The 24250-nt window shown below is 63.8% G+C and carries 20 protein-coding genes and 1 tRNA gene; 11 read left to right on the forward strand and 10 right to left on the reverse strand.

Annotation, left to right across the window (positions count from 1 at the left end; genetic code table 11):
• Positions 1-66: 66 nt before the first annotated feature.
• Positions 67-603, forward strand: coding sequence for a peroxiredoxin-like family protein (locus tag P9M14_10355; GenBank protein MDP8256143.1), 537 nt, complete (start codon positions 67-69; stop codon positions 601-603).
• Between the two features lie 12 nt (positions 604-615).
• Here P9M14_10355 and P9M14_10360 read toward each other — a convergent pair whose 3' ends face one another.
• Positions 616-1845: a hypothetical protein gene (locus P9M14_10360; GenBank protein ID MDP8256144.1), complete on the reverse strand. Its 1230-nt coding sequence runs from the start codon at positions 1843-1845 to the stop codon at positions 616-618.
• Positions 1846-1944: 99 nt separating this feature from the next.
• Here P9M14_10360 and P9M14_10365 point away from each other — a divergent pair, with 99 nt between their 5' ends.
• The gene (locus P9M14_10365) at positions 1945-3687 is read left to right on the forward strand and encodes a class I adenylate-forming enzyme family protein (GenBank protein ID MDP8256145.1); all 1743 of its coding nucleotides are present in this window, start codon (positions 1945-1947) and stop codon (positions 3685-3687) included.
• A 2-nt stretch (positions 3688-3689) separates the two neighbouring features.
• Here the strand turns inward: P9M14_10365 and P9M14_10370 are convergent, their stop codons facing one another.
• Together P9M14_10370 and P9M14_10375 are read right to left on the reverse strand one after the other, a co-directional pair.
• Positions 3690-5249 carry a hypothetical protein gene (locus P9M14_10370; protein MDP8256146.1) on the reverse strand — a complete coding sequence of 520 codons (1560 nt, stop codon included), beginning with the start codon at positions 5247-5249 and terminating at the stop codon, positions 3690-3692.
• Complete coding sequence (locus tag P9M14_10375) at positions 5249-6835, reverse strand: hypothetical protein (GenBank protein ID MDP8256147.1); 1587 nt, start codon at positions 6833-6835, stop codon at positions 5249-5251. Before P9M14_10375 ends, P9M14_10370 begins: the two co-directional genes overlap by 1 nt.
• Here P9M14_10375 and P9M14_10380 point away from each other — a divergent pair.
• On the forward strand, positions 6812-8050 hold the full coding sequence (locus P9M14_10380) for a glycosyltransferase family 87 protein (protein ID MDP8256148.1): 1239 nt from the start codon (positions 6812-6814) through the stop codon (positions 8048-8050). The two genes, P9M14_10375 and P9M14_10380, sit on opposite strands and share 24 nt — an antisense overlap.
• A gap of 105 nt (positions 8051-8155) precedes the next feature.
• On the opposite strand, the gene rimO is transcribed toward P9M14_10380, so the two are convergent.
• The 4 genes from rimO to P9M14_10400 form a co-directional block, all read right to left on the reverse strand.
• Positions 8156-9505 carry a 30S ribosomal protein S12 methylthiotransferase RimO gene (gene rimO / locus P9M14_10385; GenBank protein ID MDP8256149.1) on the reverse strand — a complete coding sequence of 450 codons (1350 nt, stop codon included), beginning with the start codon at positions 9503-9505 and terminating at the stop codon, positions 8156-8158.
• On the reverse strand, positions 9502-10500 hold the full coding sequence (locus P9M14_10390) for a 2-hydroxyacyl-CoA dehydratase (protein MDP8256150.1): 999 nt from the start codon (positions 10498-10500) through the stop codon (positions 9502-9504). The genes rimO and P9M14_10390 overlap by 4 nt, the downstream gene beginning before the upstream one ends.
• A 16-nt stretch (positions 10501-10516) precedes the next feature.
• Positions 10517-10879 (reverse strand): hypothetical protein, encoded by a 363-nt coding sequence (locus P9M14_10395; protein MDP8256151.1) that lies wholly within the window; start codon positions 10877-10879, stop codon positions 10517-10519.
• Positions 10880-10978: 99 nt separating this feature from the next.
• Positions 10979-12394, reverse strand: a complete 1416-nt coding sequence (locus P9M14_10400; protein MDP8256152.1) for a hypothetical protein — start codon at positions 12392-12394, stop codon at positions 10979-10981.
• A 357-nt stretch (positions 12395-12751) separates the two neighbouring features.
• Between P9M14_10400 and P9M14_10405 the strand changes: the two genes are divergently transcribed.
• Both P9M14_10405 and P9M14_10410 read left to right on the forward strand, forming a co-directional pair.
• The gene (locus tag P9M14_10405; protein MDP8256153.1) at positions 12752-13396 is read left to right on the forward strand and encodes a hypothetical protein; all 645 of its coding nucleotides are present in this window, start codon (positions 12752-12754) and stop codon (positions 13394-13396) included.
• A gap of 199 nt (positions 13397-13595) precedes the next feature.
• Positions 13596-13683: transfer RNA gene (locus tag P9M14_10410), tRNA-Ser, on the forward strand.
• A 113-nt stretch (positions 13684-13796) separates the two neighbouring features.
• Here the strand turns inward: P9M14_10410 and P9M14_10415 are convergent.
• Entirely contained in the window at positions 13797-14852 is a 1056-nt protein-coding gene (locus tag P9M14_10415; GenBank protein MDP8256154.1) for a DUF2804 domain-containing protein, read from the reverse strand.
• 75 nt (positions 14853-14927) lie between these two features.
• Positions 14928-16562: a DUF4388 domain-containing protein gene (locus P9M14_10420; protein ID MDP8256155.1), complete on the reverse strand. Its 1635-nt coding sequence runs from the start codon at positions 16560-16562 to the stop codon at positions 14928-14930.
• A 217-nt stretch (positions 16563-16779) separates the two neighbouring features.
• Here P9M14_10420 and P9M14_10425 point away from each other — a divergent pair, with 217 nt between their 5' ends.
• The gene (locus P9M14_10425; GenBank protein MDP8256156.1) at positions 16780-17793 is read left to right on the forward strand and encodes a tocopherol cyclase family protein; all 1014 of its coding nucleotides are present in this window, start codon (positions 16780-16782) and stop codon (positions 17791-17793) included.
• A gap of 21 nt (positions 17794-17814) precedes the next feature.
• Here P9M14_10425 and P9M14_10430 read toward each other — a convergent pair whose 3' ends face one another.
• Entirely contained in the window at positions 17815-18216 is a 402-nt protein-coding gene (locus P9M14_10430; GenBank protein MDP8256157.1) for a response regulator, read from the reverse strand.
• A 154-nt stretch (positions 18217-18370) separates the two neighbouring features.
• On the opposite strand from P9M14_10430, the gene P9M14_10435 reads away from it, so the two are divergent.
• From P9M14_10435 to P9M14_10455, 5 genes are read left to right on the forward strand one after another with little or no spacing between them, the layout of a single operon-like run.
• On the forward strand, positions 18371-19357 hold the full coding sequence (locus P9M14_10435) for a hypothetical protein (GenBank protein ID MDP8256158.1): 987 nt from the start codon (positions 18371-18373) through the stop codon (positions 19355-19357).
• A gap of 16 nt (positions 19358-19373) precedes the next feature.
• Positions 19374-20339, forward strand: coding sequence for an endonuclease/exonuclease/phosphatase family protein (locus P9M14_10440; GenBank protein MDP8256159.1), 966 nt, complete (start codon positions 19374-19376; stop codon positions 20337-20339).
• Between the two features lie 55 nt (positions 20340-20394).
• Positions 20395-21810 carry an aminotransferase class III-fold pyridoxal phosphate-dependent enzyme gene (locus P9M14_10445; protein ID MDP8256160.1) on the forward strand — a complete coding sequence of 472 codons (1416 nt, stop codon included), beginning with the start codon at positions 20395-20397 and terminating at the stop codon, positions 21808-21810.
• A complete protein-coding gene (locus tag P9M14_10450; GenBank protein ID MDP8256161.1) occupies positions 21807-23036 on the forward strand; it encodes an aminotransferase class III-fold pyridoxal phosphate-dependent enzyme in 1230 nt (409 codons plus the stop codon). Before P9M14_10445 ends, P9M14_10450 begins: the two co-directional genes overlap by 4 nt.
• Positions 23037-24236, forward strand: coding sequence for a zinc-binding dehydrogenase (locus P9M14_10455; protein ID MDP8256162.1), 1200 nt, complete (start codon positions 23037-23039; stop codon positions 24234-24236).
• Positions 24237-24250 lie beyond the last annotated feature (14 nt).

Below are 24250 nucleotides of genomic sequence, written 5' to 3' on the forward strand. Positions count from 1 at the left end.
CTTCAGTATTTACATCACGGCCGATCGGTGCAACCGTTGGATGGATATCACGCAGGAGGTGAAGAGATGCTCAAGGTCGGCGACAAGGCCCCCGCGTTCACTGCCCACGACGCTTTGGGCAACGAGCTGGGACTGGAAACGCTGCTGCAAAGCGGCCCGCTGGTGCTGATCTTCCGTCGCTACGTGGGCTGCCCGATTTGCCGCCAACGCTTTGCCGATCTCGGCGAGCACTACGACCGCTACAAGCGGCTGGGGGCCCAGGTCTACGCCGTGGTCGGCGGCGCACCGGCGCGCACTGCTGAGTTCATGCATTCGCGCAAACTGCCCAATGTCTTTTTGGTCGATCCGCGGCGGGAGCTGTACGACCTGTTCCAGGTCGGCCCCGGGCAACTGCGCCACTTCCTGAGTTTGGGAACGATCGTCAGCGCGTCCAAGGCCGTGATCAAGGGACGGATGCAGGGTATGCCCGAGGGCAACCCGTACCAGCTTCCCGCGGACTTCATCGTGCGCCAAGACGGCAGCTTGGCCCTGGCGCACTACGGCGAGCACTTCGGCGACAGCCTGAACGACGCCCAACTACTCGACCGCCTGTCCATGCTTTAGCCCGTGGCTTGATTACAGTTCCAATAGGGCGGCCAGCTCCAGGTGGTGGCTCTGGGGAAACATCTCCACCGGCTGCAAGCGCTTTAATACGTAGCGCCCCTCGCCCACGATCCAGCCGATGTCGCGCAGTGCGGCCATCGGATGGCATGAGATGAGTACGATCCGTCGCGGTCTGCGCCGCAGAATCGCGGTCAGCAGTGGGCGGATGCCGGCGCGCGGCGGGTCGGCCAGCAACAGGTCCTGCTTCTCACCTTCGAGCAAGCGCCGCGCACTGAGCCGATCGGCCTCGACCAGCACCTCGACTTCGCTGCCCGCGAGGTTGCGCTCGAGCATCCGTACGGCCAGGGCGTCGGCCTCGGCCGCGCTGCCCGCTGCGAAGCGCTTTGCCAGGTGTACGCTGAAGTTGCCGGTCCCGGCGTAGATCTCGAAAAAGCTCTTACCTTGGCCCGCCATCTGCGACACCGCCTCGAGCAGCAGTTGGTTGGCCTCGCGGTTGGTCTGCACGAAGCAACCCGGCTCAAACAGCACGTCGAGATCCAGGCTGCGCTCGACCAGCGGTTCGCCGTGAAGCTCGCCGGAGCGACCCACGCGCAGCGAGGCGATATTAAGTCCGCTGAGCAGCCCGGCCCAGTCGAGCTTATTCGCGTCGCGCCGCAGCACAAACGCGCCGCGCGCACCGCGGGCGTCCACGTAGAGCTCGATCTCCGCGTCGCCTTGGGGCGCGGTCTTCAAGACCTCGGTCAGCTCCAGGGCGAAGCGCTCGAGCTCGCACTCGAGAATCGGGCAGGCGCGTAACGGGATCACCCGTTTGCTCTGGCGTTGCATCGTGCCGAAATCCGCGCCGCGGCGGTGCAGCCGGGTACGCGTGCGAAACCCTAGTGCTTTGCCGTGGAGCATCGGCGCGAGCACGTCGGGCTCGAGGCCTTTCACCGCTCGATGCAGCTCGCGCTGGATGAGCAGCTTTTTCCAACCCAGCTGCGCCTGGTGCGTCGCGTGTTGCCACGAGCAGCCGCCGCACTCGCCGGCCACGGCGCAGGCCGGCTCGATCCGCTCGGGCGCGGGCTCGATGATCCGCGTGGCCGTTCCGCGCACGAACGAGTGCCGATCCTCATCAATGCGCATTTCGACCAGCTCGCCGGGAAGCCCATCGAGAACGAACGCCGCCTTGCCCGAGGCCAGCCGTCCGATGGCCGCCGGGCCGAAGGTCGGGTCGGTCAGTCGAATTGTTTCGTTAGGTCTCATCGGCTGATTATAGCCGCTTTGCGCAGGACTTGCGGAGCCGTAGGCCGCACTTCATAATCGAGGTCCGTTTGTATTGATCAGTACAGCCAGGAGGGACCAATGGGGGAGTATCCCAAGCGTCATGGAGTGCCGCAGCTTACGCTGAAGGATTTTGAGACCGAGTACGCCGACCGCCATTTGCTGCACGGAGTGGTGGCCAAGTGGGCCGCGGAAAAACCCGAGGCCCTGGCGATCATCAACGCCGACACCCGCGTCGAGGTCAGTTGGCAGCGCCTCGATCAAAGCGCCACGGCCCTGGCGTTGAAGCTGATCCAGATGGGCTTTAAAAAGGGCGACTTCTTCGCCACCAGCCTGCCGCTGCTCACCGAGCACATTTTCCTCGAGTACGCCTGCTTTAAGATCGGCGTGGTTTTCGTGCCGCTGGACCTGCGGCTTAAAGGCCCCGAGGTGATCCGCAGCCTGGGCCTGGTCAAGGCCAAGGGCTACGCCTTTTTAGGCAAGACGCCCCACGCCGACTTCAGCGAGCTGGGCAAGGCGGTGCAGGCCAACTGCCCGTTCGTCAAACACCTGGTGCAGTTCGCCGACCCCTCCGAAACTATCGAGGGCGTGCTGAGCATCCACGACCTGGGCGCGGACGCCAAGCGGCTGGGCATGGAGGCGCTGGCCGATCCCTCGTCCTCCAAGCTGCTGGCCGATTACATGCAGATGACCAACGCCGTGAGCGAGGACGACGGCTGCCTGGTGATCTTTACCACCGGCTCCACCGGCTATCCCAAGCCCGCGCTTTTAAGCCACCGCAGCATCACCTGCCAGAACATGTGTCTCGGCGCGGCGTTCGGTATCGACGAGGACAATGCGCGGATGCTGGTCAACCTGCCGCCGTCCCACGTCGGCTGCCAGACCGAGCAGCTGATGACCGTAATGTTCGGCGGCGGCACAGCGGTGATTCTGCACATCTTCGACCCGGCCAAATCGCTGAAGGCGATCCAGGATTACAAGATCAACAGCTTCGGCCAGATCCCGGCGCTGTTCGCCCTGCAGTGGCGGCTGCCGGACTACGATCAATTCGACCTCTCGAGCCTGAGCTTCGCGCTCTACGGCGGACAGCAGGTCTCGCGGCAGTTCCTCGAACGGCTCTCGCAGATGGCCCCGGGGTTCGGCACCGGCTTGGGCCTGACCGAGACCGCGGGCTTCTGCACGTACTCGCCGCTGGACGGTACGGTGGACGACATCCTCGCCGGCGTGGGCTTCGACATGCCGGTCTACCCGTTGTCGATCCGCAAAGAGATGCGCTCCGACGGCTCGGCCGGGGACGAACTGCCCCAGGGCGAGGTGGGCAACATCTGTTTTACCGGCCCGCAGACCTTCCTGACGTACGTCAACAATCCCGAGGCCACGGCCAAGACCATCTCCAACGACGGCTTTCTCTACACCGGCGACCTGGGATTTGTCGACGATAAGGGCCTGCACTTCGCCGGACGCGCCAAGCACGTAATCAAGCCCAAGGGCTATCAGGTATTCCCGGCCCAGATCGAGGATCACTTCTGCGAACTGCGCGAGAAGGTGGCGGCAGCGGGCGCCGTGGGCGTGGAGCACGAGGTGTTCTCCGAGGGGATCGTCTGCTTTGTTGAGAAGCAGCCCGACGTCGAGCTGACCGAGGCCGACCTGCACGAGCACGCCAGGGGCATGGCCTCGTACATGCGGCCGCTGCACTACGTGATCGTTGAGCACGGCCAGTTCCCGCTCAACCGCGTGGCCAAGACCGACTACCTGCTGATCAAGGCCCAGGCGGAAAAAGAGGTCGAGCAGCTACGCTCCAAGGGCAAGTGGGATAAGGAGTAGCGTCAGCCGCCGCTGACGCGCGCGGCCAGGCGCAGCAGTTCCAATGTCAGGTCGGTGAGCATCGAGCCGTTGTGCTCGCCTTTGATGCGCGAATAATCCACGCTCCACAAACCGTGATCGCGGGTGGTGATGTACAGCCGCTCGTGCTCTTGATCCGCGAACATCCCGCGCTGCCACCCTGGAACGCTCAGACGCGCCACGCGCGCAAGGCTCGGCAGCTCAAGCACGTCGAGGTAGGGCGAGAACCCACCGCAGAACAGTAGGCCGCGTTGCTCGTCCAATGCCAGCACGCGCACGCCCGGCGCGACCTTGCCGCGGCCCGCGAACTCGAAACGCGTCAGGTCCACCGGCCGCACTTCGCCCAGCCTGGGATAACAGGTCCAAAGGGTCGAGCCCTGCTCGTCCAGCGCCATGTGCCCGGCCTGAGGCGGGCAGGCCAGGCGAGCCGCGATCTTCAGAGTCGCGCCGCCCAGGGCCAGCAGCTCGGAGCGCGAATGCGGCGCGATGTAGAGCCGATCGCGTTGCGCGTCCCACGCGGCAAAGGCCGTGGTTCCCAAATCCGCATTGCGCTGCAACACCTCGCCCTCGGGCTTTATTAGCAGCGCGCCCTGGGTCTCGGAGCTGATCAACAGTCGCGCGAAACCGTCGATCCAGATCGGAAAGACCTGGGTCTTGTCGAGCTTGACCAACAGCGGCAGGCGCTCGACGCGCGAGGGGTCGTCCATCTGGATCAGCAGCAGCTCGCGTAGTCCCGGCGGGAGGTGATAGGCGATGCGCCGCGCCGGGTCGAACCCCACGTACTGAAATTGCGATGAGTCGATAGGTTGGACTGCGTATGCCGCGGGATCGTCCAGGGGCAACAAGTACAGCGTGTGCTTGTCGTCGGTGATCCACAGCCTGCGCTCCAGCGGGTCCAGGGCGCACTGGTAGAGGCCGACCTCGGCGATCAGCTGTTGCGCCTGGGGGCTGACCCGCGGCAGGCTCTGGCGCGGCGCGGGGCATAAAAACAGCGCGAGCACGGGCAACGCCAGGGGGATCAACAGGCTCAACGGCTTGAACGCCGCAAGCACGCGGCTGCGCCCAGCGTAGCTGCGCCACAGCGGCAGGGGCAGCAGCAGGTCGCTTAGCAGCGGCAGGTAACGTAGCGCCTTGGCCTCCAGCGGCGTGAGCAGCGCGCCCAGCGCCAGCGGCGTCAGGGCGGCCAGAGCAGCCAAGGGGATGTAATCGTCTCGAGCCAAACACAGCGCCACAACCGCGGGTGCTGTACTGAGTATGGCGAGCAGCAATCCAAGCCCGGCGCGATAGCCGGTGCCCCGCTGTTTGGTCAGCCTGGCCAGCGGAACCACGCATAGCAGCAGCCCGGCCCAGAGCAGCCACGGGACCAGCGCCGCGTAAAGGTCGAGCTGGGTCAGCCGTATTGCCAACGCGTCGTGGGGCGCATTGCCCAGCTGCCGCGCCACCAGCTTCCAGGCCAGCCACAGGAACGCCGCCGCGCCCAGCGCCCAACGCGCTGAATAGACCAAGCCGTTTAAGTGGTTTGGGCGCTTGTGCTGTTCGCCCATCAGTTGTTCAGCCGATAGACCACCATTGTGTCGCCCAGGGTGATCAGCGGATCGTCGAGTTGGACGCGGAAGACCTCGCGCTCGGAGTAGCGCCGGGCCAGGCTCGGGTAGTGCTGCGGGTAGATGATCAGCAGGTCGGCCAGCCCTTCGAGGCGATGGCAGTAGCTTTCGAACCACTGCAGGTCGGCCGCGGCGTGGGCCTCGTCGAACACCTCGTAGCGCGAGTTGTTCAGCCCGCCGATGTCGATTGCCGTGGAGTCGACCAAATAGGCGATGGCGCCCGCGTCGTACAGCGCCAGGGTCGGCTCGTTCGGGTAATGCTCGTTGATCCAGCGACCGATGCGCAGGTGCATGAGTTCGAGGTTCTGCGCCGAGAGTGTGAATTCGCGGGTCAGCTCGCGCCAACGCTGGATGGTATGCCCCGGCGGCGCGAACAGGCCGCAGACCACGACCAGGGCCGCAATCCAGGCCGCGATTGCCGAGCGCTTGAGCTTCAGCCGTTGGGCCAACGCCTCGGAGATCAGGTGCGCAGGATAGAGCGCCCAGATCACCATCAGCGCGAAAACCGGGATCACATAGCGGTTGCCGGTGAAGCTGCCGCCTATCAGGTTGATCACCCGGCCGCCGAGCAGCGCCAAATAGCACAGCGGCACCAGAACCAACAGCAGCCGGACCCAATCGCGGCGGCGCGGCGCCAGGGCCCAGATGCAAAGCGCCAGCGCGCCGATCCCGGCCCAGGCCAGTTTGAGCGGGCCGGAGAACAGCGGCGAGCCGTCGGTCATCTCTGCGAGTACGATCCGCGCCGAGTCCAGGCTCAGCAGCTGCGCGGCCATGCCCTGGCCGCGGATGTAATAGGTCGCGGGCAGCCAACGGCCTGTGGCCCAATAACAGAACCCGCCCCAGGCCAGGGCGGCCAGGGCCGGGCCCACGGCGAAGATCAATACCGCGCGCCAGGGGATTGCCCGCTGCGAGCGTTTGCCCTCGAGCGCGGCCAGGGCCAGCAGCGGCACGGCGATCAGGGCCACGATCAACGTATCGGGCCTCGCCCAGACGGCCAGGGCGCCCAGCAGCGAGGCCGCGGCCCAGCGCCGCTCGAGCAACATCGCGATCGTGCCGACCATCAGCGCCGAGGCTATCAGCACCTCCATGCCCGAGAGCTTGGCAAAGCCGAACAGCGGATCGAGCAGCAGCAACGTTGCGGCGGCCACTGCAAACGGCAGCGACATCAAGCGGCCGGCGATGCGCGCGGCGAGCAGGGCCAGTGCCGCGGCTGCGATAATTCCCAGCACCTTGGAGGCAAAAGTCGGGGCGATGCCGAACCAGAGGAACGGCGCAATCAGCGCGCACCACAGCGGACTGGTGGTGCCGGTCTCGGGCTGGCCGGGGTTGTACCAGAACGGTTGGAGGCGCGATAAGCTGCGCGCGTAGATAAAATGGATCCAGGAGTCGTCGAGGGTCACCGCGGAAAAGCGGGTGTCAAAGCCGTCCACGCGGTTATACTCAAAGGGTATGGACAGCAGCAGTTGCAGCAACAGTAGGGCCGCCGCGGCCGCCAAAATCAGGTGAGCGCCCCGGCGCCGCGCCACGGATCAACCCTCGGCCGCGCGCTGATCGCGCTGGGCTTGGCAGTGCACCTGCTGTTCCTGGCCAGCCTCAGCCTGGGCTGGCTCGACGATCTGGCCCACGATCCGCGCCACGTCCGGCAGCACGGAGCCGACCTGTTCGCGGTCTACTCCGCCGGGTCCAACCTGCGGGGCGGCGTCTCGATCTACAGCCCGCCTGAGGATCCGCAGATCCCGTACCGCTACGCCTTTCGCTATTCGCCGTTGGCCGCGCTGCTGATCGGCATGCCGCTGAGCCTGCTGCGCCCGCTGGCAGCCTATGCGCTGTGGGTCGGGTTTCTCGAGGCGCTGCTGGCCTGGTTTGTGGTAGCGCTGTGGCGGCGCGGAAGAGGACGTCGCGCGGTCTACCCGGCGATCGCCCTGACCCTGGCCTTCTATCCGTACTACCTCGAGCTGTACATCGGCCAATATAGCTGGCTGCAGGCAGTGTTGTTCTTCGCGACCTGCATCGGGTTGGCCCAGCGCAAGACCCTGAGCGCGGGACTGGCCTTTGCGGCGAGCTTGGCGTGGAAAGGCAACACCCTGCTGCTGCTGCCCGCGCTGTGGCGCGGACGCCGCACCAGACTGGCGCTGCTGTGTCTGGCGGCGGTTGTTTTGTTCTGCGCTCCGTACTTCGCTATGCACCCCCAAACCCTAGCAGAATTCGGACGCAACTTCGCCTCTGATTATCCCGCCGGATTCACCCGCGGCAACCTGGGAATGCAGCGCCTGGCCGACCGCGCCCTGGACCAGTTCGGCACGCCGGTGCTCGACGAGCAAAACCACGCGCAGCAAGAGATCGGCGTTGGCCACTATGTCAGCCCCGAACATCGCGGCCGGACCCTGAGCGCGTTGGCCGCTGCCGTGGCTGCGCTCACGCTGCTGATCACCCTACGCTCGCGGCCCGAACGGATCGTCGAGCTGTGCTGCCTGTGGATGGCGAGCTACTTCCTGGTCTACAAGCACGTCTGGGAGCACCAGTACGTGATGCTGCTGCCGGTGCTGGCGCTGTTGGCGCTGCAGCGGCCCTCCAAGCTGCTGTGGCTGAGCTGGATCTGGCTGGCCCTGCCTACCCCCTACGCGCTGCTCGAGCCGGCGATCGTCAATCAGCAGCCGCTGGAGCTTTGCTATTACGCTTTCAAAGTGTTGCCCGCGGCCCTGGTCTGGGGGCTGTGCGCGGCATGGAGCCTGCGACGCTGATGACGGGCGGGCGGTCCTATGCGAGTGTTGCTGGCACCTCCAAGGTGCCGTCGCGGGGAGGGTCGTTGCCATACGATCAGCGGTCTGCGCGAGTTTTGCAGTGCCTCAAAGGCACCCGAAGTCGTCGGATCCGCTGAAGCCCTCAAGCTTTGCTAATACGAGCGTGCCGGGCTCGAGCGCCGCGCCGCGAAGGTAGGTTACGCCGTCGACCTCGGGCGCTTGGGATTGGGAGCGTCCGATCAGCGGGTAGTCCTCAAGGCCGCTGGGCCCCTCGATCAGCACCTCGACTTGGCTGCCCACGCGTTCAATCCGTGCGGGCTCGGCCGCCTCTTCGGCCACGGCCAGTAGTTCGGCCAAGCGCGCTTGGACCAGCTCGTCAGGTACGCGGCCGGGTAGATCAAAGGCCCGGGTGCCGCTCATCGGCGAGTAGCTGAACGCGCCGAGCAGGTCGAAACGCGCCTGCTGCACGAACGTCAGCAGCTCCTCAAAATGCCGGTCGGTTTCACCGGGGAAGCCGATGATCATCGTGGTGCGCAAGGTCAGCCCGGGGATTGCGGCGCGCAGCCGCTGGATCAGATCCAACGATTGTTCGGCGTTGATGCGCCGTCCCATGGCCGCGAGGATTTCGTCGGAGCCGTGTTGCAGCGGCAGGTCGATGTAGGACAGGGCGTGCTCGGCCAGGGCCGGCAGCAGCCGCTGCGCGCGCTCGAGCAACGATGCGGGATGGGCGTACATCAGCCGCAGCCAGCAGCCGGGCGCGGCGCGGGCCAGGCGCGGCAGCAGGTCGGCCAGGTCCACTCCGGCCTCGAGGTCCATGCCGTAGGCCGCGCTGTCTTGGCCGATCAGCGTCAGCTCGACCACTCCGGCCTGGGCCAGCGCGTGCGCCTCGTCCTCGATCAGCTCGGCCGGACGCGAGCGGAACGCGCCGCGCAGGTTTGGGATCACGCAGTAGGCGCAGCGATTGGAGCAGCCCTCGGACAGCCGCAGGTAGGCCTGGATCGCGTTGTGGTCGATCATTCGCGGCAGCTGCTCGTCGAGGGAATGTGAGCCCAGCGCTGCAATCAGTCGCGCGGGTCGTGCCTTACCCTCGAGCATTTCGCGGATCAGTTGCGGTGCGCGGGCCACGTCCGAGGTGCCGATCAGCAGATCGACCTGCGGCACCTTGCTTTGGATCAACCCGGCGTAGCCCTGGGACAGGCAGCCGGCGGCCACCAGCCGTTGCGGCCCGTGGTCCGTTCCTTTGAGCCGGGCGTAATGTTCGAGGGTCTGCAGCGCCTCGAGTTGAGCCTCGGCAATGAATCCGCAGGTGTTGACGATCACGATCTGCGCCGGCGGGTCGTCGGGCTCGGGCTCGCCGTGCCAGACCTCGAATCCCTCGTCGGCAAGCAGTGCGGCGAGCTGTTCGCTGTCCACGCGGTTCTTGGCGCAGCCCAGGGTGACGATGCGTATGTTCATAGTTGGCGCTCCTGGCTGATGCGTTCGATGAACGCTTGCAGCCGCGTGCGGGTGCGCTCGTCCGTGGGGCCCGGCTCGTCGCCCTCGAGCAGCAGCACGGGCACGGGCGAACGCTCGCGCAGCACAGCGTGCTCGATTCCGTGGAAACAGAACGCCTGGACGTAGTGCACCACACCGTGCAGCCCGCGCAGCTGGACCTGCTCGAGTACGTCGCGCAGCCGTAGCGGCAGGGGGTAGGGGTAGGTGTAGCGCGCGTACTGCTCGGCCAGATTTTGGACTTGGTAGGGCATGCTGAACTGGCGCGGCGACTCGTGGAACAGCACATCGGCGCCCAAGGTTTCGAGCACATCGCAGAGGTCGGTGATCGCCGGCGGCACGCCGCTGATTCCGAGTCTGATTCGCGGTGCTCGCGGTTTGCGCGCGGCGGCCTGCTCGATAAAGCTCGCCAGCTCGCGTCCGAAGCTCTCGGGGTCGGAACGAAAGTCGCTGGAAGCCACCTGCCAGTTGAAGCATTCGCCGCCGCTGACCCGGCCCTCGCGCCAGCACAGCTCGTCGAGGGTCGCCAGGTCGCGCCGGATCGGCATCAGGCGCTCGCGCCAGCGCTCGGCGCTTGGCAAATCGGTTTGCAGCTCGCGGCACAGCTCTTGGATCGCCTCGGCGACCTGCGCGCGATCGGGCTGCAGCGGATAGGCGAAGCGTACGACATCCTTGCCCCGATGACGCCACAGCTCGGCCAGCGCCTCGGCGTTGGTGCAATCGCCGCGCACTACTGCTGCCAGCCGCTGGATTCCGGCGTCGTCCGCCGCAGCGTAGATCCCGCGGATCCAGGCGCAGACCTGGCGCGGCAAGCCCTGGACCTCGGCGAGCTGGAGCAGTCGTGCGCTGTGTGGGTGGGCCACGAACAGGTTGTTGAGATCCACCGGCTTTAAGCCCGCGGCGAGCACGACTTCTACCGGAATCGTGGCCGTCAGGCCGATTCTGCGGTCTTCACTCATCGTCTTCGGAGTACGGTCAGTCCTTGATGATCAGCATGTAGATCACAACGATCACCACCACGAATACGCCGCCGGTCGACAGGGCGATTTGCCCGGCGGAGGAGACCATGGCGTCGGGATCACCTCCCGGCGAGAGCTGGCCGACCTTGGTCATATGCATCAGCAGCCCGATGGCGTAGACCGCGAGGGTGAGTACGACCGGCGCCTTGCTCTTGCGCAGAAATCCGACGATCAGCCATGCTGCGAACAGCGCCAGCACCGGCCATTGCAACAGGAACTGAAAGAACTGGCCGTTGTCGATCAGCTCCTTTGAATGGGTCAGGAAGCCGTCGATCACCGAGGGCAGGGACACGACCATCAGAATCGGCAGGGTCTCCATTGTGGACTCCGGTTATACAGTTGATGCGACTATATCATGCACGGCAGTCGTTGCACGCAGACTTCGCCATGCATGAGGTATGGGATCGAAGCGTCCGCGTTAATCCGCGTCGATGGTCCAATCGCCCTGCGGACATTGCCCGGGATCGATCAGCCTGGTCAAGGGCTGATGATCCTCGACGACATCCGATTGGGTGGTCGTAATGATCCGCGGCACGATCAACTCGTGATCCAGCAAACTCAGCAGGGTATAGAACGGGTCGATCCGCTGCCAGCTTAGACGCTTTGAGCGGGCCTCGAGCGCGTTCAAGTCCAGCTCCCACAGGCCGCTGGGCAGAAACGTGATATAGGCCTTGCCCCGTTGCTCGTCCACGGCGATCCAGCGGGCCCAGGTGGGCGCGGTGATGCGCGCGATCAAAGAATAATCGTCCAGCGAGTAGACCTCGAGCAGCGGCGAGAAACCGGCCGCGATCAGCCAACGACGCTTGTGATCCACAGCCGCGACCCTGACCCCTGGAAACGAGCGGATCTCCTGGATCACCTTGTATGTATTCAAATCGACCTTTATCAGCGATCCGCTGATCGGTTGTGTGACGTAGATGCAATCAGCAACAGCGTCCAGTGCCAACCGAGCGGGAATCATCCCCAGGTTTAGGCGGCGCACAACCTCCAGGGTGTCGGTGTTCAGGGAGACCAGCTCGGAAGTGAGGATCATGTGCAGCTCGTCGCGGGCCGGATCGAGCTGGGCTGCGCGCCGGGTGCCCATGTAGTAAACGGCGATCACGGTCCGGGCGTCGGGACAGAGCCGGACCTGGAAAATGTCGCTCGAGGCGATCAGGATCCGGCGCGGCGCATCCCAGATCATGCGAAATTTGTTGAACGTCCAGTTGTTGAGGTCTCTGGGCGGGAGATAACTGTGCGGCAATAAATCCAGTATCTCCAGACTATCGGCATCGAGCACGAGCGTCTTAAAATCGGTGGTGGCGCCGATCAACCGGCGCGAGGGCGCATCCAACGCCAAGCCCTGCACCTCGTAAAAGCGCTCGGATTGGCTGACCAGCAATTCGCCGTCAACCGGATTGAAACGGCTGATCGAGTCGACCTCTGAGGTTAAATAAAGCGCTTGATCGGACGGGTCGAGCAGCGCTTGATAGTACGCCGAATCGAACAGTTTGTTAAAAGCAGAGTCAGGTTCGATCGTGTGATAAATCCCTTGAGGCCTGACCGCGATCAGCGGCGCGATCGGGATCAGACACATCAATCCCACCGCCGGGATGCGCAGCGGCGCGAGGAGTCGGGGAAACCGATTTTGATGTGCCGACCACAGCAACGGGGCGAAAAACAGGTCGGCAATCCCCAGCGAAAAAATTGCACACAGACGCGAGGTGGGCGACCAGCGATCGCCGAAATGAAACCAGACCATCAGCGCGATGTTCAGGCTGACGATTATCGCGGCCAGGTCCCGCAGATCATAGGTGAAACGATTCGACCTGGTCGCAAAGGGGAGGCTTTGCAATAACCACATCGAGCTGCCCTATGTAATGTAGAAAAATATCCATTTGCGGGGCGTCGGTGGTGGACAGCCACCATTTGGTCAACACAAACGTCCCTGCTAACGCGGCGCACAGTCGCAGTAAATACGAAATAGCAGCCAAAGCCTTCAATGCTATTTTTGCCCAGTCAACGGCTACGGCCTATTTTTTGATAACAATCGAGGATGGGGTATTCATTTGGGACTTCCGACATTTGGTTCGAGCGACTATAGCATGCAGCGCAGGCCGGCCCACATTGGTTTGCCCGGCGCAATGCGATGGTCCTATAATTAAATGATAGAACCAGAGTCGAGCACAGTCGATAGCGAATGGAGTCTGCCATGACGAGAAATTCGTATCCGGTGCTCTTGGCGGTCGTGATCCTGACTGTAGCGCTGCCCGCGTTCGGTTTTGCCGCCGACAAGTTCCCCGAGACGTTCGTCGAATGGGCCTGCAACGTGGTCATCGTGCGCGGCGAGACCGAGCTGATGCCCACGGACCTGAACTACCCGCGCTACCTGGAGCAGGGCGACGTGCTGCGCATCCCTGCGGACCAGGATCGCTGCAAGCTGGGGATGAGCAAGGTCAGGCCGGGAATGATGCTCGAGGTAAAAGGGCTGGGTCGAGTGATGTTTCAGGCGCCGATCAAGACCGCTGCCCAGGCAACGGTGGGCATGCGCGAGAGTTGCCTGCTGCTTTCGCCGGACAAGATGATCGCGGTCTGGACCGACTGCAGCAACGGCGGGATGTTGATCGCGGCCGGACGCGCGTTGGTCCGCTGCCAGGGAACGGTCAAGGTCGAGCACACCGGCGCCGGTGTCGAGATCTGGGTGACGCGCGGCTCGGCCCAGGTCACGATCGATTCGACCGGCGACCCGATCAACGTTGGTTTTAGCCAGGCGCTGATCGTGCCCGACCAGGGCGAAGTTGCCGGCCCGGACTCGCTGCCCCTGGGCGCCAAAGCACCGATGGAGCTGCGGCGCTGAAGGGTCGAGCAAGGCACGCGAACAAACCTCGGTCGAAATGCCACGAGCCACCCGGCGAACGCTGTCCAAGTATTGCGTTCACAATATTACGCACTTCTCTGGCCACGGGATCGGGTGGGCGGAGTTGCCGCCCTCTGAGGCCACGTGCAATAATTCGCCGCGTCCGGATGAATAATCCGGGCTGGTCTGCATTGCTAAAGGAGGGATGGCCGAGCGGCCGAAGGCGCCGGTCTTGAAAACCGGAGAACCGCAAGGTTCCGTGGGTTCGAATCCCACTCCCTCCGCCATCGTCTGAATCATGTGGGTTAGCCATTGATCCACATACCAATCCCGCGGCGCGGCAAGCGTCGCTGAGTCAAGTGTTTGGTTCGCTCGCGGGTTTTGCAGCAGCTCCGAGCTGCTACCAGGTCGAGGCGTGTTTCTCGGTGCAGCCGAACTGGTTTTTGATCTCGCGGCGCACGCCTTGCTCGTCGACGATGAACCCGTTGAACAGGCCGAAGGGCTGGAAATACTCCGAGATGATCGGTCCGACCCGGATCGACTCGGAGCGCTGCCCTTGGGGTTCGAACTCGAGCTCGCAACGGCCGTCCAAGGTGGAGAGCTTCCAGCGATCGAGGGTGTCCTTTGGCACCTCAAAGCGCACTTGGGGCAGCAGCGCGATGGTGTTGCCGCTCCACAGGCAGTTCTCGGTGTGCTCCCGGCCGTCAAAGGCCGTGCCCTGGGTGAACGAGGCGCCGATCAGCCCGCCCTTTTCATCACGGCCGGCGAAGGTCGCCCAGTTCCAGTAGGTGCGGAACGGGTAGAACGCCTTGTGCACGTCGAACAGCGCCACGTCGCGCCCACGCTCGAAGGTCAGCTTGCGCTCACCCACGGTCAGCTCGCCCTCGATCGGCGTGGGCACCTTGTGGGTATAGAACGTGCGGCCCGAGGACATCGGCAACAGTGGGATCAGCGGCTGGACCTCGTCCGGATCCTCGTAGGCGATCACTCGGCCGGCGAACGCGGGCAGCTTTTTTGTGGCGGCGATGTCGATCTCGATCACGTGCCGCCCCTGGGCGAGTTGATTGTGGATGCGCACCCCATAGCCGGGCAGTACGAACGAGCAGGTGTCGTTCCACAGTTCGCGCGGCACACGTACGGCGCCGGGCCGGGCGTTGTGCTTGTGCTCGATCAGCTCACCTGATTCGCGGTCGAACACGTAGCACCAGCTGACGTTGAGGTACTGGGCGTTGACCATCGAGAGGCTGACCCAGTGCGTGGGGCTGATCAGCGCCACGTGCTGCCATTCCTTGAGCCGCAGCTTGCGTATCAGCCGCGGTTCGCGGCTGCCGCGGCCATCGAGCGGGGCGTCGAGCAGGTTGAGTTCGGCGAACTCGCCGAGGTAATAGCCGTAGTTGACCTGGCCCCCTTGCTCCACGGCCCTTTTCGGAGCAGGCTTGAGCTTTGGTTCGATCATGGCGACGCCCCTTATTCCCGCATCCGGCGGCAACATTTTCAAACAATCATGCTCTAACGTCGAATCGGTGTCGCGTCAGTTCTTTTTCTTTTTACCCAGCGTATCGACACGTTCGTCCCACTCTTTATCGCGGTCGGATCGACGATCGAGGAACTCAGCCAGCGCCTTGTTGCGATCCTCGTCGGATTCCCCGGTCTCGATCGTCCTGATCTCCGACTTGGCGAAGAGGCTCTTGGGATTGAACTCCAGCGCCTTGTTTAGCGCCTCGAGCGCCTGTCCCTTTTTACCACCGGCCTTGTACATTAGTCCCAGGCAGATGTAACTCGACTCAGAGCGCGGGCGCATGATGATGCCCTTCTTGATCAGATCGCGGCCGTGCTTCATCTTTTCGCTATCGCGGCGCTGGTGCTTCAGGAATATTGCCAGACCCAGGGTCGCGTAATACTCGCCCTCGCTGTCGAAGACCTCGATCGCGCTGTGTAGTTCTTCGATCGCCTTGTCGTACTCAGACTTTGTAAACAGCAGGCCCTCGCCCTTTTGGCGGAAGATGTCGGAGTTGACTTCGAGGAAGAACTCGTCGAACACCTTGGTTCGGTACTCTTTGCGCTTTTCCGTATCGCGCAAGGTCTGGTAGGCCTGCTTGGACAGTTTGTAGATCTGTTTATGCAGATGCTGCTCGATCCCCTCGGTGGTTTTCGCGTTTTGCTCGCGCTGGGGTTTGAGCTTGGCCCAGGCCTTTTCCACCATCTGCGAGTCGGCCGACCAGTGGATGCGCAGCCGTTCAAATCGGTTGAATTTCTCGATGTCCTTGAGATGCTCCCGAAGCTTCTCCATGCGGATCGCGTCGGTGTCCTGCCGTGGTTTGTCCAACACTATCAGCGAGCCGGTAAGCAATAGGGCCCAGACCGCGCTGTAGGTTTGGGACTCCTTGAGGTTGGAGATAATCAGCAGCCGCTGCCATTCCTGGTCGCGATTGAGGATCTCATCCCAGAACTTTTGCATCCCCGTCCCGAAGCCGTAGTCGGAGCTTTTGTACAGCCGTTTCTCGGCGCGGCCAATGTATTTGGATGAGATCGGCTCAAAGCGCTTGCGCAGTTCCTTCATCGGGTAACGCTTCCAGGCCAGCTGCATTATCAGCCAAGGGAGCTTGACGTTGGACATCGCCAGCCCGCCGGGCAGCCGCTCGCGATCCTGGAACTCGAAGTCGATACGGTTCCACTCGAACAACGGATAGAGCTTGGTTTCGATCTGCGCCTTAAGCGTACGGTTGAGCAGCTCCTTGTTCAGCAGCCCGAGCGTGATCAGCGCCTCGCCCTGGCGCAGCTTGCTGCCCGAGGCCTTTTTCAACGAATTGATCACGTCCTTTTGTTCGACGAACCCGGCCCGCTGTAACACGCGCCCCAGGCACTCTGAGGGGTCGAAGGGGTCGGAGCGCACGTCGACCAGCCTGCCTTGGACCAGGTATAGGTCGCGCCCCCGATCACCGCAGCGCAGGCGCAGTACGCCGGTGCGCTCCTCGCGGTGGATCACGTTAAACATGCGGAAGATGTCGTCGAGCTCCGCTCGGCCGTGCAGTTGTGTGCGAATGCCGACCGATGTTTGCAACGGATCTTGCGCCTGGGGGATTGTGGGCTCGGGCTGCGACTCGACGGTGATCAGCGAGCGTTCGTCGACAACCCGGCTATCAGGCTTAAATTCGTCGTTAGTCATGAAGAGTAAGTCTCCGGTGCCGCCGGCTGAATGTATATTTCATTGTTCTCTAAACACTATTTTAACCGATCCTCGCGTGTCAACAGAAAACGGAGCAGATCGACCTGGCAAAGTTCGGGTTGTTTCTGATTTAATCAAGATCGACTTTTGCCCGGATCGACAACGGAGGCCGGTCGACCAGCGTGCGGGCTGCAACCCGTTTCCCAGGAGCGTGATCATGATCGCCGGAGAAAAGGAACGAGCCAATCTGCTGCGTTGGGACGGAGAGTCCCGTGGCGCGTACGAGGTCTACTACCTGAAGTTCAATCATCCGCAGAGCCGCACGGCCTATTGGCTGCGCTATACGCTGACCAGCCCGCTGACCGCTGTGGGCGAGCCGTACTGCGAGCTGTGGGGGATCTTCTTCAACGCCGCCGACCCTTCCAACAACTTCGCGCTCAAGGATCGCTTCGCCATCGACCGGCTGCGCTGGGAGCGTGACCGCCTCGATCTGCGGATGGCCGATGCCCAGCTCACGGGCAATTCGTGCAGCGGCGAACTGGTCCGCGCGGAGCAGGGGCTCTCGCTGCGCTGGAACCTGCGCTTCGACTCGGCGCTGCCCGCGTTTCGGCATTTTCCCACGGAGCTGATGTACCGCGCCAAACTGCCCAAGACCAAGGTGATCGCGCCTCACGAGCATGCGCTGTTCCGCGGCTGGATCGAGGTTTGCGGCCGCCGGATCGAGCTCGACGGGGTCCCGGGCCAGCAGACCCACATCTGGGGCAGCCAACACGGCCTGCGCTGGGCTTGGGGGCACTGCAACATGTTCGACCAGGATCCCGATGCAATCTGGGAGGGACTGCACGCCCAGGTTAAGCTCGGGACGCTGACCAGCCCGCCGATGAAGCTGTTCTACGTGCGCTGCAACGGCCGCGACTACAAGTTCAACAGTCTGCGGCAACTGGTGAGCAACGACAGCCGCTGGGAGCTGGGCAAGTGGAGCTTCGAGGCCCGCGGCCCCGAGGCCGTAGCCCGCGGTGAGATTACCTCGCGCTTCGAGGACCTGATCTGCGTGACCTACATGGACCCCGACGGCTCGAACCTGTGGTGCAACAACAGCAAGGTGGCGCGCATCGATCTCGAGCTGAAAACGCCGCACGGCGAGCGCATCGCCGAGCTGAGTTCTGACTGGGGCGCGGCAGTGGAGTTCGTCGACCGCCGGATCTATCCCGAAGTCGAGCCCAGTATCTAATTCATAAGAGCTTGCGACGGCCTATAGCAGGTGCTTGTCGAGCTTGGCTTTGAACAGCTCGAAGTCAAAGGGCTTGAACAGGCAGTCCACGTCCTCCATCTCGAGCACCTCGAGCCTGCCGCGGGCAAAGCCGGTGATGAAGATCACCTTGCCCTGCAACTCGGGGTACTTGTCGCAGATCTGCTTGTACAGGTCGATGCCCGATTCGCCCTGGAGCGTGACGTCGAGGATCAGCAGGTCGTAGGGTATGCGGCCGTTGTCCTGACGGGCGACGAAGCGCAGGTTGGCCAGCGCATCTCCGATGTCGGCCGCGGTATGCACCTCGTGCTCGACATCGGTCTTGCTCAGGTAGAGCTTGATGAACTCAGCGGCGATACGGCGTACCGCCGGATCGTTGTCCACGATCAGGACGCGTTTTTTCATTACCAATTATCCGCAAGTACCGCAGGTTCACGCCTACTTGTCTTAATACCCAAATGTTCGGTCGACTGCAAGATTAAACTGCGCGGGAGCCGTAGCGCTTCACCCGGATAAGAAAACCGGATACCCTGAGCTGTACTTAAAAGAGAGGTTTTCGATGAAGATCACGCGCAAGCTGTGTTGGATCGCAGTCCTGGCTGCCGTGATGCTGATCATCGCGCTGGCCGCAGCCTGCGATTCCGGCGATGACGACGACGATACAGATGACGATGTCGCGGATGACGATACGGCTGACGACGACGACGCGGCCGGAGATGACGACAGCGACGACGACGCGGACCCGCCACCGGGGTGCGACACGCTGCAGGCCGGCTGGAACACCGGCTTCATGGTCGACGGCATTGAGCGTTCGTTTTACATCGACCTGCCCAACGGCGTGGAAGAGAGCTGGCCGTGGCCCGTGGTCTTCAACTGGCACGGCTATGGCGATACGGCGACCAACATGCGGCGTCTGGTCAGCGGCCAGGTGAACAACGTTGCCATGCCGTTTATCGCCGTGACCCCCGAAAACAGCAAGGGCATGATCTTTGACTGGGATCTGTTCGACGCCTCAAATCCCGCCAACCGCGAGGTGCGGCTGTTCGACGATCTGCTGGCCCAGATCGACAAGTGCTGGGGCGTGGACTACGACCACGTGCACACCATGGGCTTCTCGTTCGGCGACGCCGTCTCGTGCATGCTGATGGTCACCCGCGGCGACGTGATCGCCTCGACCGGCGGCTACTCAGGCGTCTACGCCTCGAATTCGGCCAACACCATAATGTACGCGATGTCCAACTGGCCGGAGCTGACCACGACCAACCAGTATGCCGAGCTGCGGATCCACGGTGGCATAATGGATATCAACGTGCTGCCGTTTGGCAAGTACGCGGAGAACGACCGGCAATACCTCAACGCGCGCGGCCACGACGTGATCATCTGCAACCACGGCAGCCTTCACAACATGGGCCCGAGCAAGATGTCGTCGAGCACAATCATCGAGTTTTTCGCCGACCATCCATTAGGAACCTACAGCTCGCCCTACGCCGCGGGACTGCCCGCCGACTACCCGGCGTTCTGCGAGTTCAGCCCCAAGACGCCCTAACTCGGAGGAGGGTGCGATGAAGCGCCGCGGACTCGTTTGGTTGCTGCTGGTCGCGCTGCTGATTCCGGCGCTGATCATCGCCTGCGCAGTTGAAGACAACGACGATGGCGGTGACGATCCGATCGACGACGACGCGGATGGCGACGATGCAGCGGACGACGACGACCTCGACGATGACGACGACATCGAGCCTCCCGATCGCACGATCAGCGTGCTGACGATCAACCTGCAGAACGCCTGGTTCAACCCGCGCGAGATCGACCGTCGCGCCGGGTTCGTGGCCGAACTGATGCTCGAACGTGAGGTCGACTTCGTGACGCTGCAGGAGGTGGTGCAGTTCGGCGACGTGCAGAACCGCGCGCAATACATCGCCGGGCTTGCGGGCTATGAGTACGTCTGGCTGCGCACGCACAACGTGCCGCTGATTTTTGAGGAAGGCGTGGCCGTGCTCAGCCGTTGGCCGATCGTCTCCAGCGACTCGGTCGAGCTGCCGCATCCCGAGCTGGGCGGAATTTTCACCCGCGCGGTGCTCGGCGTGATCGCCGACACGCCCCAAGGCGAGCTGGCCTGCTCCTGCTCGCACATGACCACCGCGGACGACGAGGATAAAAAGGCCGACCAGGCGTTGGCCGCCTACGAGTTCGTCGATAGCCAGCGCAACGGGCTGCCCGGCTGGTTCGCCGGAGACCTCAACGCCGAGCCCGAGACCCTGGCCATGCGCTTTTTGCGCGGCGAGGCCCAGTATGAGGGGCAGAGCGGCGATCTGCTCGACTCCTGGTCCCAGATCAACCCCGACGATCCGGGCTACAGCTTCCCGGCCGAAGACCCGGACCGCCGCATCGACTACATCTACCTGGTGCCCTCGGCGGAAGCGCCGACCACGGTGGTGAGCTGCGAGATCGTGTTCGACGAACCGATCGAGAGCCTATGGGTCTCGGACCACGCGGGCGTGCTCTGCCAGTTCGAGCTGCCCACTTTCTGAGCGGTCCCAGCCTGGGTTAGACTGTTCCCCACTTTCAACGTACAGGAGTAAGCGGATGCCGGAATCCCAGCCTCGGATCGACGCCCAGCGCAAGAAGCAGATTGAGAAGGTATTCGGCAGGCACGTCAACCTCGGCCAGGTCAAGTACCTCAAGGCCGGGCACCTCGACGTGTTGGAGACCCAGCGCAAGGGGGTCAACTTCACCGACCCGCTGACCGGTCGCGAGTTCATCGACTGCTTTACCTCGGCCGGCTGCTTTAACGTCGGTCGCCACAACGAAGAGGTGATGCGCGCGTTGGACGCGGCGTTGGACGAGCTGGACATGGGCTCGTTCTACCTGCCCAGCGAGGCCAAGCTGGAGTTGGCCAGGCGGCTGGTCGAGCTGGCGCCGGGTGATCTGAGCCGCGTACTGTTCGCCGCGGGCGGCGGCGACGCGGTGGACTGCGCGATCAAGCTCGCGCGCGGGGCCACGGGCCGCCCCGAGGTGATTTCGACGATCAAGGGCTATCACGGGCACACCGGGTTCGCCCTTTCGGCCAACGGCAAAGAGCACTATCGCGACTACTGCGAGCCGCTGATTCCGGGCTTCAAGTTTGCGCCGTTCAACAACCTGGCCGCAATCAAGGCCCTGGTCGGCAAGCAGACCGCGGCGATCATCGTCGAGCCGATTCAGGGCGAGGCCGGGATCTTCGTGGGCGACGATCAATATTTGCGCGGCCTGCGCAGGCTGTGCGACGAGCACGGCTGCCTGCTGATCTTCGACGAGATCCAGACCGGGTTCGGCCGCACGGGCAAGCTCTGGGCCTGCGAGCACTCCGGCGTGATTCCCGACGTGATGACCCTGGCCAAGTCGATCGGCGCGGGGCTTTACCCCAACGCGGCGGTGCTCTATCGCCCGCGCGAAAATCTTGCGGCCTACGTCGAGGGCAACCCGCAGTTCCACATCAGCTACTCCGGCGGCACCGACCTGGGCTGCCGCGTATCGCTGGCCGTGATCGACTTCATCGTGCGCGAGCGGCTGTGGGAGAACGCCGAGCGCCAGGGAGCTAAGCTGCGCGAGGTTTTGGAACAACTGATGGCCGAGAATCCGAAGATCATCAAACAGGTGCGCGGCAAGGGGCTGATGATCGGCATCGAGTACATCCACGAGTTCCTCGGGCCGATGATGTCCGACGCCCTGGCGCAGAACGGCGTGTTCGCGGCCTACTCGGGCAACGCGCCCCAGGTGATGCGCTTTATGGCGCCGATCGTGATCAACGATGAGCAGCTCGAACGCTTGATCGTTGCGATTCGCAACTCGATTGACTCGATGAAGAAGCTGCTGCCGCTGGCGCTGCCCGCAGCGCGCGTGCCCGCGTTGCTGCGAATGCTCAACAACGAGCAGGCGCAGATCGTGCTCTTTGGCCTGATCCGACGCGTCGAGGACGCGGCTGCGGCTGCATCGTCCGCGTTTAAAGGGGGTGAGCGATGAGCGCCCGCACTGATAGGCAACGGCTGCTCAAAGGCTGGGCCGAGGTCTTCGGACCGGCGCAGGTCGAGAGCCTCAAGGCGCTGGGACACGATCTGTTCGAGGGGGCGCGCGGCGGATCGCACGTCGCGTCAAGCCACGGCGCGCGCTACATCGACTGCGTGAGCGGAGCCGGCGCGTACAACCTGGGCCGACGCCATCCGGCGCTGGTCGCCGCGGTGCGTGAAGCCATGGCACAGACCGATCAGGGCAACTTCCCGATGATCTCCGAGGAGAAGGGCAAGCTGGCCCAGGCCCTGGCGCAGTTCGCGCCGGGCGATCTGGAGTGCTCGATGTTCAGCGTCATGCGCGGCGAGGCGTTCGACTTCGCCTGCAAGCTGGCCCGCGGATTTACCGGGCGGCCAGGACTGGTCGCGCCCCAGGGCTCGTGCTTTGGCCAGACCGGGTTCGCCTTGGCGCTATCGGCTCGCGAGGACGCCGATGACTTCGCGCCTGCCATGCCCCAGTGCGCGACCTTTACTTGGGGCGATCTCGAGGCCGCGAAAAGGGCGATTGACGAGCGCACGGCCGCGCTGTTGATCGAGCCGATCCAGGTCGAGAACGGCTGCCGCGAGGCTGACGCCGAGCAGCTGCGCGAGCTGCAACGGATCTGCCGCAGCCGCGGCGCGTTGTTTGTGATCGACGAAACCCAGAGCGGGTTCGGCCGCTGCGGCGCGCGTTTCGCATTCGAGGAGGCGGGGCTGGAGCCCGACGTGCTGATCGTGGGCGAGGCGTTGGGCGGCGGCCTGTTCCCCATCGCGGCCACGCTGTTTACACAGCGCGTCAACAGCTTTATGAACGACCACCCGTTGATCCACCTTTCGACCTTCGGCGGATCGGACCTGGGCTGTCTGGTCGCGCGCCGGGCGCTGGAGATCTATCAGGCCCAGCAGCCCTGGCACAACGCGCGCGCAATGGGCGATCGTCTGCGCACGGCGTGCGAGGAGCTCGCTGCCAAACACGGCAACAAGCTGCACAAGGTGCAGGGAAGCGGCCTGTTGATCAGCCTGTGCCTAAGCAGCAAGGCCCGCGCGCGTAAACTATGCAAACTTTTAGCGGTCCACGGCGTGCTGTCTCTGCCCGCCGAGGTCGACCGGCGTTGCGTGCTGTTGCGGCCCAGCCTGCTGCTGAGCACCCTCGATGCCGACGATATCCAGAGCGCGGTCGCCGCGGCCCTGGAAACACTGTAGATGCGCGCGCTGTTTTTCGACAACGACATCCGGCGCATCCTGGCGGTCAAGGCGCTGTCCAAGGTCGACAAACTGGCCGCGTTGCGCCGCTTTGCCCCGGTGCGCTACGCCGTGGTCCCGGAGCCCGAGTTGCCCAATGGGCGCTGGCTGAAAGTGCGCAATAAAAGCTGCGGCCTGTGCGGCACGGACATCCACCTGATCCTGATGGATCTCGATCCGCTGAGCTTCCCCGCGGCGCTGCCGGGATTGCAGCGCAAGTTCTTGGGCCACGAGCTGCTGGGCGAGGTGCTTGAGGTTGGCGACGATGTCGGCGATTTCGCGCCGGGCCAGCGCGTGGTGCAGCGCATCGACTGGCCCTCGTGCTTTCAGCTCGAGATCGATCCGCCCTGTGCGCGTTGCGCCGAGGGCAGCTACATGCTGTGCGAGAACCTGGGCAAGCGGCCGATGCCGATCGTCAACGTTGGCGGCGGATTTTCACCACGGATGGTGATGCACCGCTCCCAGCCGTTCAAGGTCCCCGACGAGCTGTCCGACGAGCGCGCGCAGTTGATCGAGCCTACGGCCAGCGCGCTGCACGGCGTACTGCGACGGCCGCCGCGGCCGGGCGAAAAACTGCTGGTGATCGGCGCGGGAACCATCGGCCTGCTGTGCCTAGCCTGCGCCCGCGCCCTGGAGCCCGAGGCCGAGGTCTACGTGCTGGCGCGCCACAAGTTCCAGCGCGAGGCAGCCCGGCGCATGGGAGCGACCGCAGTGCTGAGCGACGACAACGGCCTGCTGCGCAAGGCAGCCGGACTTACCGACGGCGCGCACCATCGCGGGATGTTCGGCAACCAGATTTTGCTCGGCGGATTCGACGCGGTCTACGATTCGGTGGGCAACGACCACACATTGCAAAGCTCGCTGCGACTGGCGCGCGCGGGCGGCGACGTGGTGCTGGTGGGAATCAACATGACACCGGGCAAGTTCGACTACACGCCGATCTGGAACCAGGAGATCACGCTGCACGGGATCAACAGCCACGCGGTGGAGGCCGACGGCCGCAACACCTTTGAGCGCGCGGCCGAGCTGTTGGCCGACCCGCGCTTCCCGGCCGAGGGACTTATCACCCACCGCCTGCCGATGAAGCGCTGGAGCGACGCGGTCAAGCTGTTTCTGGACAAGGGCCGCTCAGGCGCGATCAAGATCGTGTTGGAACACTGACCGGCAACCGCCCG

Source organism: Candidatus Alcyoniella australis (assembly GCA_030765605.1).
Lineage (GTDB): Bacteria > Lernaellota > Lernaellaia > JAVCCG01 > Alcyoniellaceae > Alcyoniella > Alcyoniella australis.

Coding starts and splice junctions, on each gene's coding strand:
- P9M14_10355 (MDP8256143.1), top strand. CDS start 67: ATGCTCAAGGTCGGCGACAAGGCCCCCGCGTTCACTGCCCACGACGCT.
- P9M14_10360 (MDP8256144.1), bottom strand. CDS start 1,845: ATGAGACCTAACGAAACAATTCGACTGACCGACCCGACCTTCGGCCCG.
- P9M14_10365 (MDP8256145.1), top strand. CDS start 1,945: ATGGGGGAGTATCCCAAGCGTCATGGAGTGCCGCAGCTTACGCTGAAG.
- P9M14_10370 (MDP8256146.1), bottom strand. CDS start 5,249: ATGGGCGAACAGCACAAGCGCCCAAACCACTTAAACGGCTTGGTCTAT.
- rimO (MDP8256149.1), bottom strand. CDS start 9,505: ATGAACATACGCATCGTCACCCTGGGCTGCGCCAAGAACCGCGTGGAC.
- P9M14_10390 (MDP8256150.1), bottom strand. CDS start 10,500: ATGAGTGAAGACCGCAGAATCGGCCTGACGGCCACGATTCCGGTAGAA.
- P9M14_10395 (MDP8256151.1), bottom strand. CDS start 10,879: ATGGAGACCCTGCCGATTCTGATGGTCGTGTCCCTGCCCTCGGTGATC.
- P9M14_10405 (MDP8256153.1), top strand. CDS start 12,752: ATGACGAGAAATTCGTATCCGGTGCTCTTGGCGGTCGTGATCCTGACT.
- P9M14_10415 (MDP8256154.1), bottom strand. CDS start 14,852: ATGATCGAACCAAAGCTCAAGCCTGCTCCGAAAAGGGCCGTGGAGCAA.
- P9M14_10420 (MDP8256155.1), bottom strand. CDS start 16,562: ATGACTAACGACGAATTTAAGCCTGATAGCCGGGTTGTCGACGAACGC.
- P9M14_10425 (MDP8256156.1), top strand. CDS start 16,780: ATGATCGCCGGAGAAAAGGAACGAGCCAATCTGCTGCGTTGGGACGGA.
- P9M14_10430 (MDP8256157.1), bottom strand. CDS start 18,216: ATGAAAAAACGCGTCCTGATCGTGGACAACGATCCGGCGGTACGCCGT.
- P9M14_10435 (MDP8256158.1), top strand. CDS start 18,371: ATGAAGATCACGCGCAAGCTGTGTTGGATCGCAGTCCTGGCTGCCGTG.
- P9M14_10440 (MDP8256159.1), top strand. CDS start 19,374: ATGAAGCGCCGCGGACTCGTTTGGTTGCTGCTGGTCGCGCTGCTGATT.
- P9M14_10445 (MDP8256160.1), top strand. CDS start 20,395: ATGCCGGAATCCCAGCCTCGGATCGACGCCCAGCGCAAGAAGCAGATT.
- P9M14_10450 (MDP8256161.1), top strand. CDS start 21,807: ATGAGCGCCCGCACTGATAGGCAACGGCTGCTCAAAGGCTGGGCCGAG.
- P9M14_10455 (MDP8256162.1), top strand. CDS start 23,037: ATGCGCGCGCTGTTTTTCGACAACGACATCCGGCGCATCCTGGCGGTC.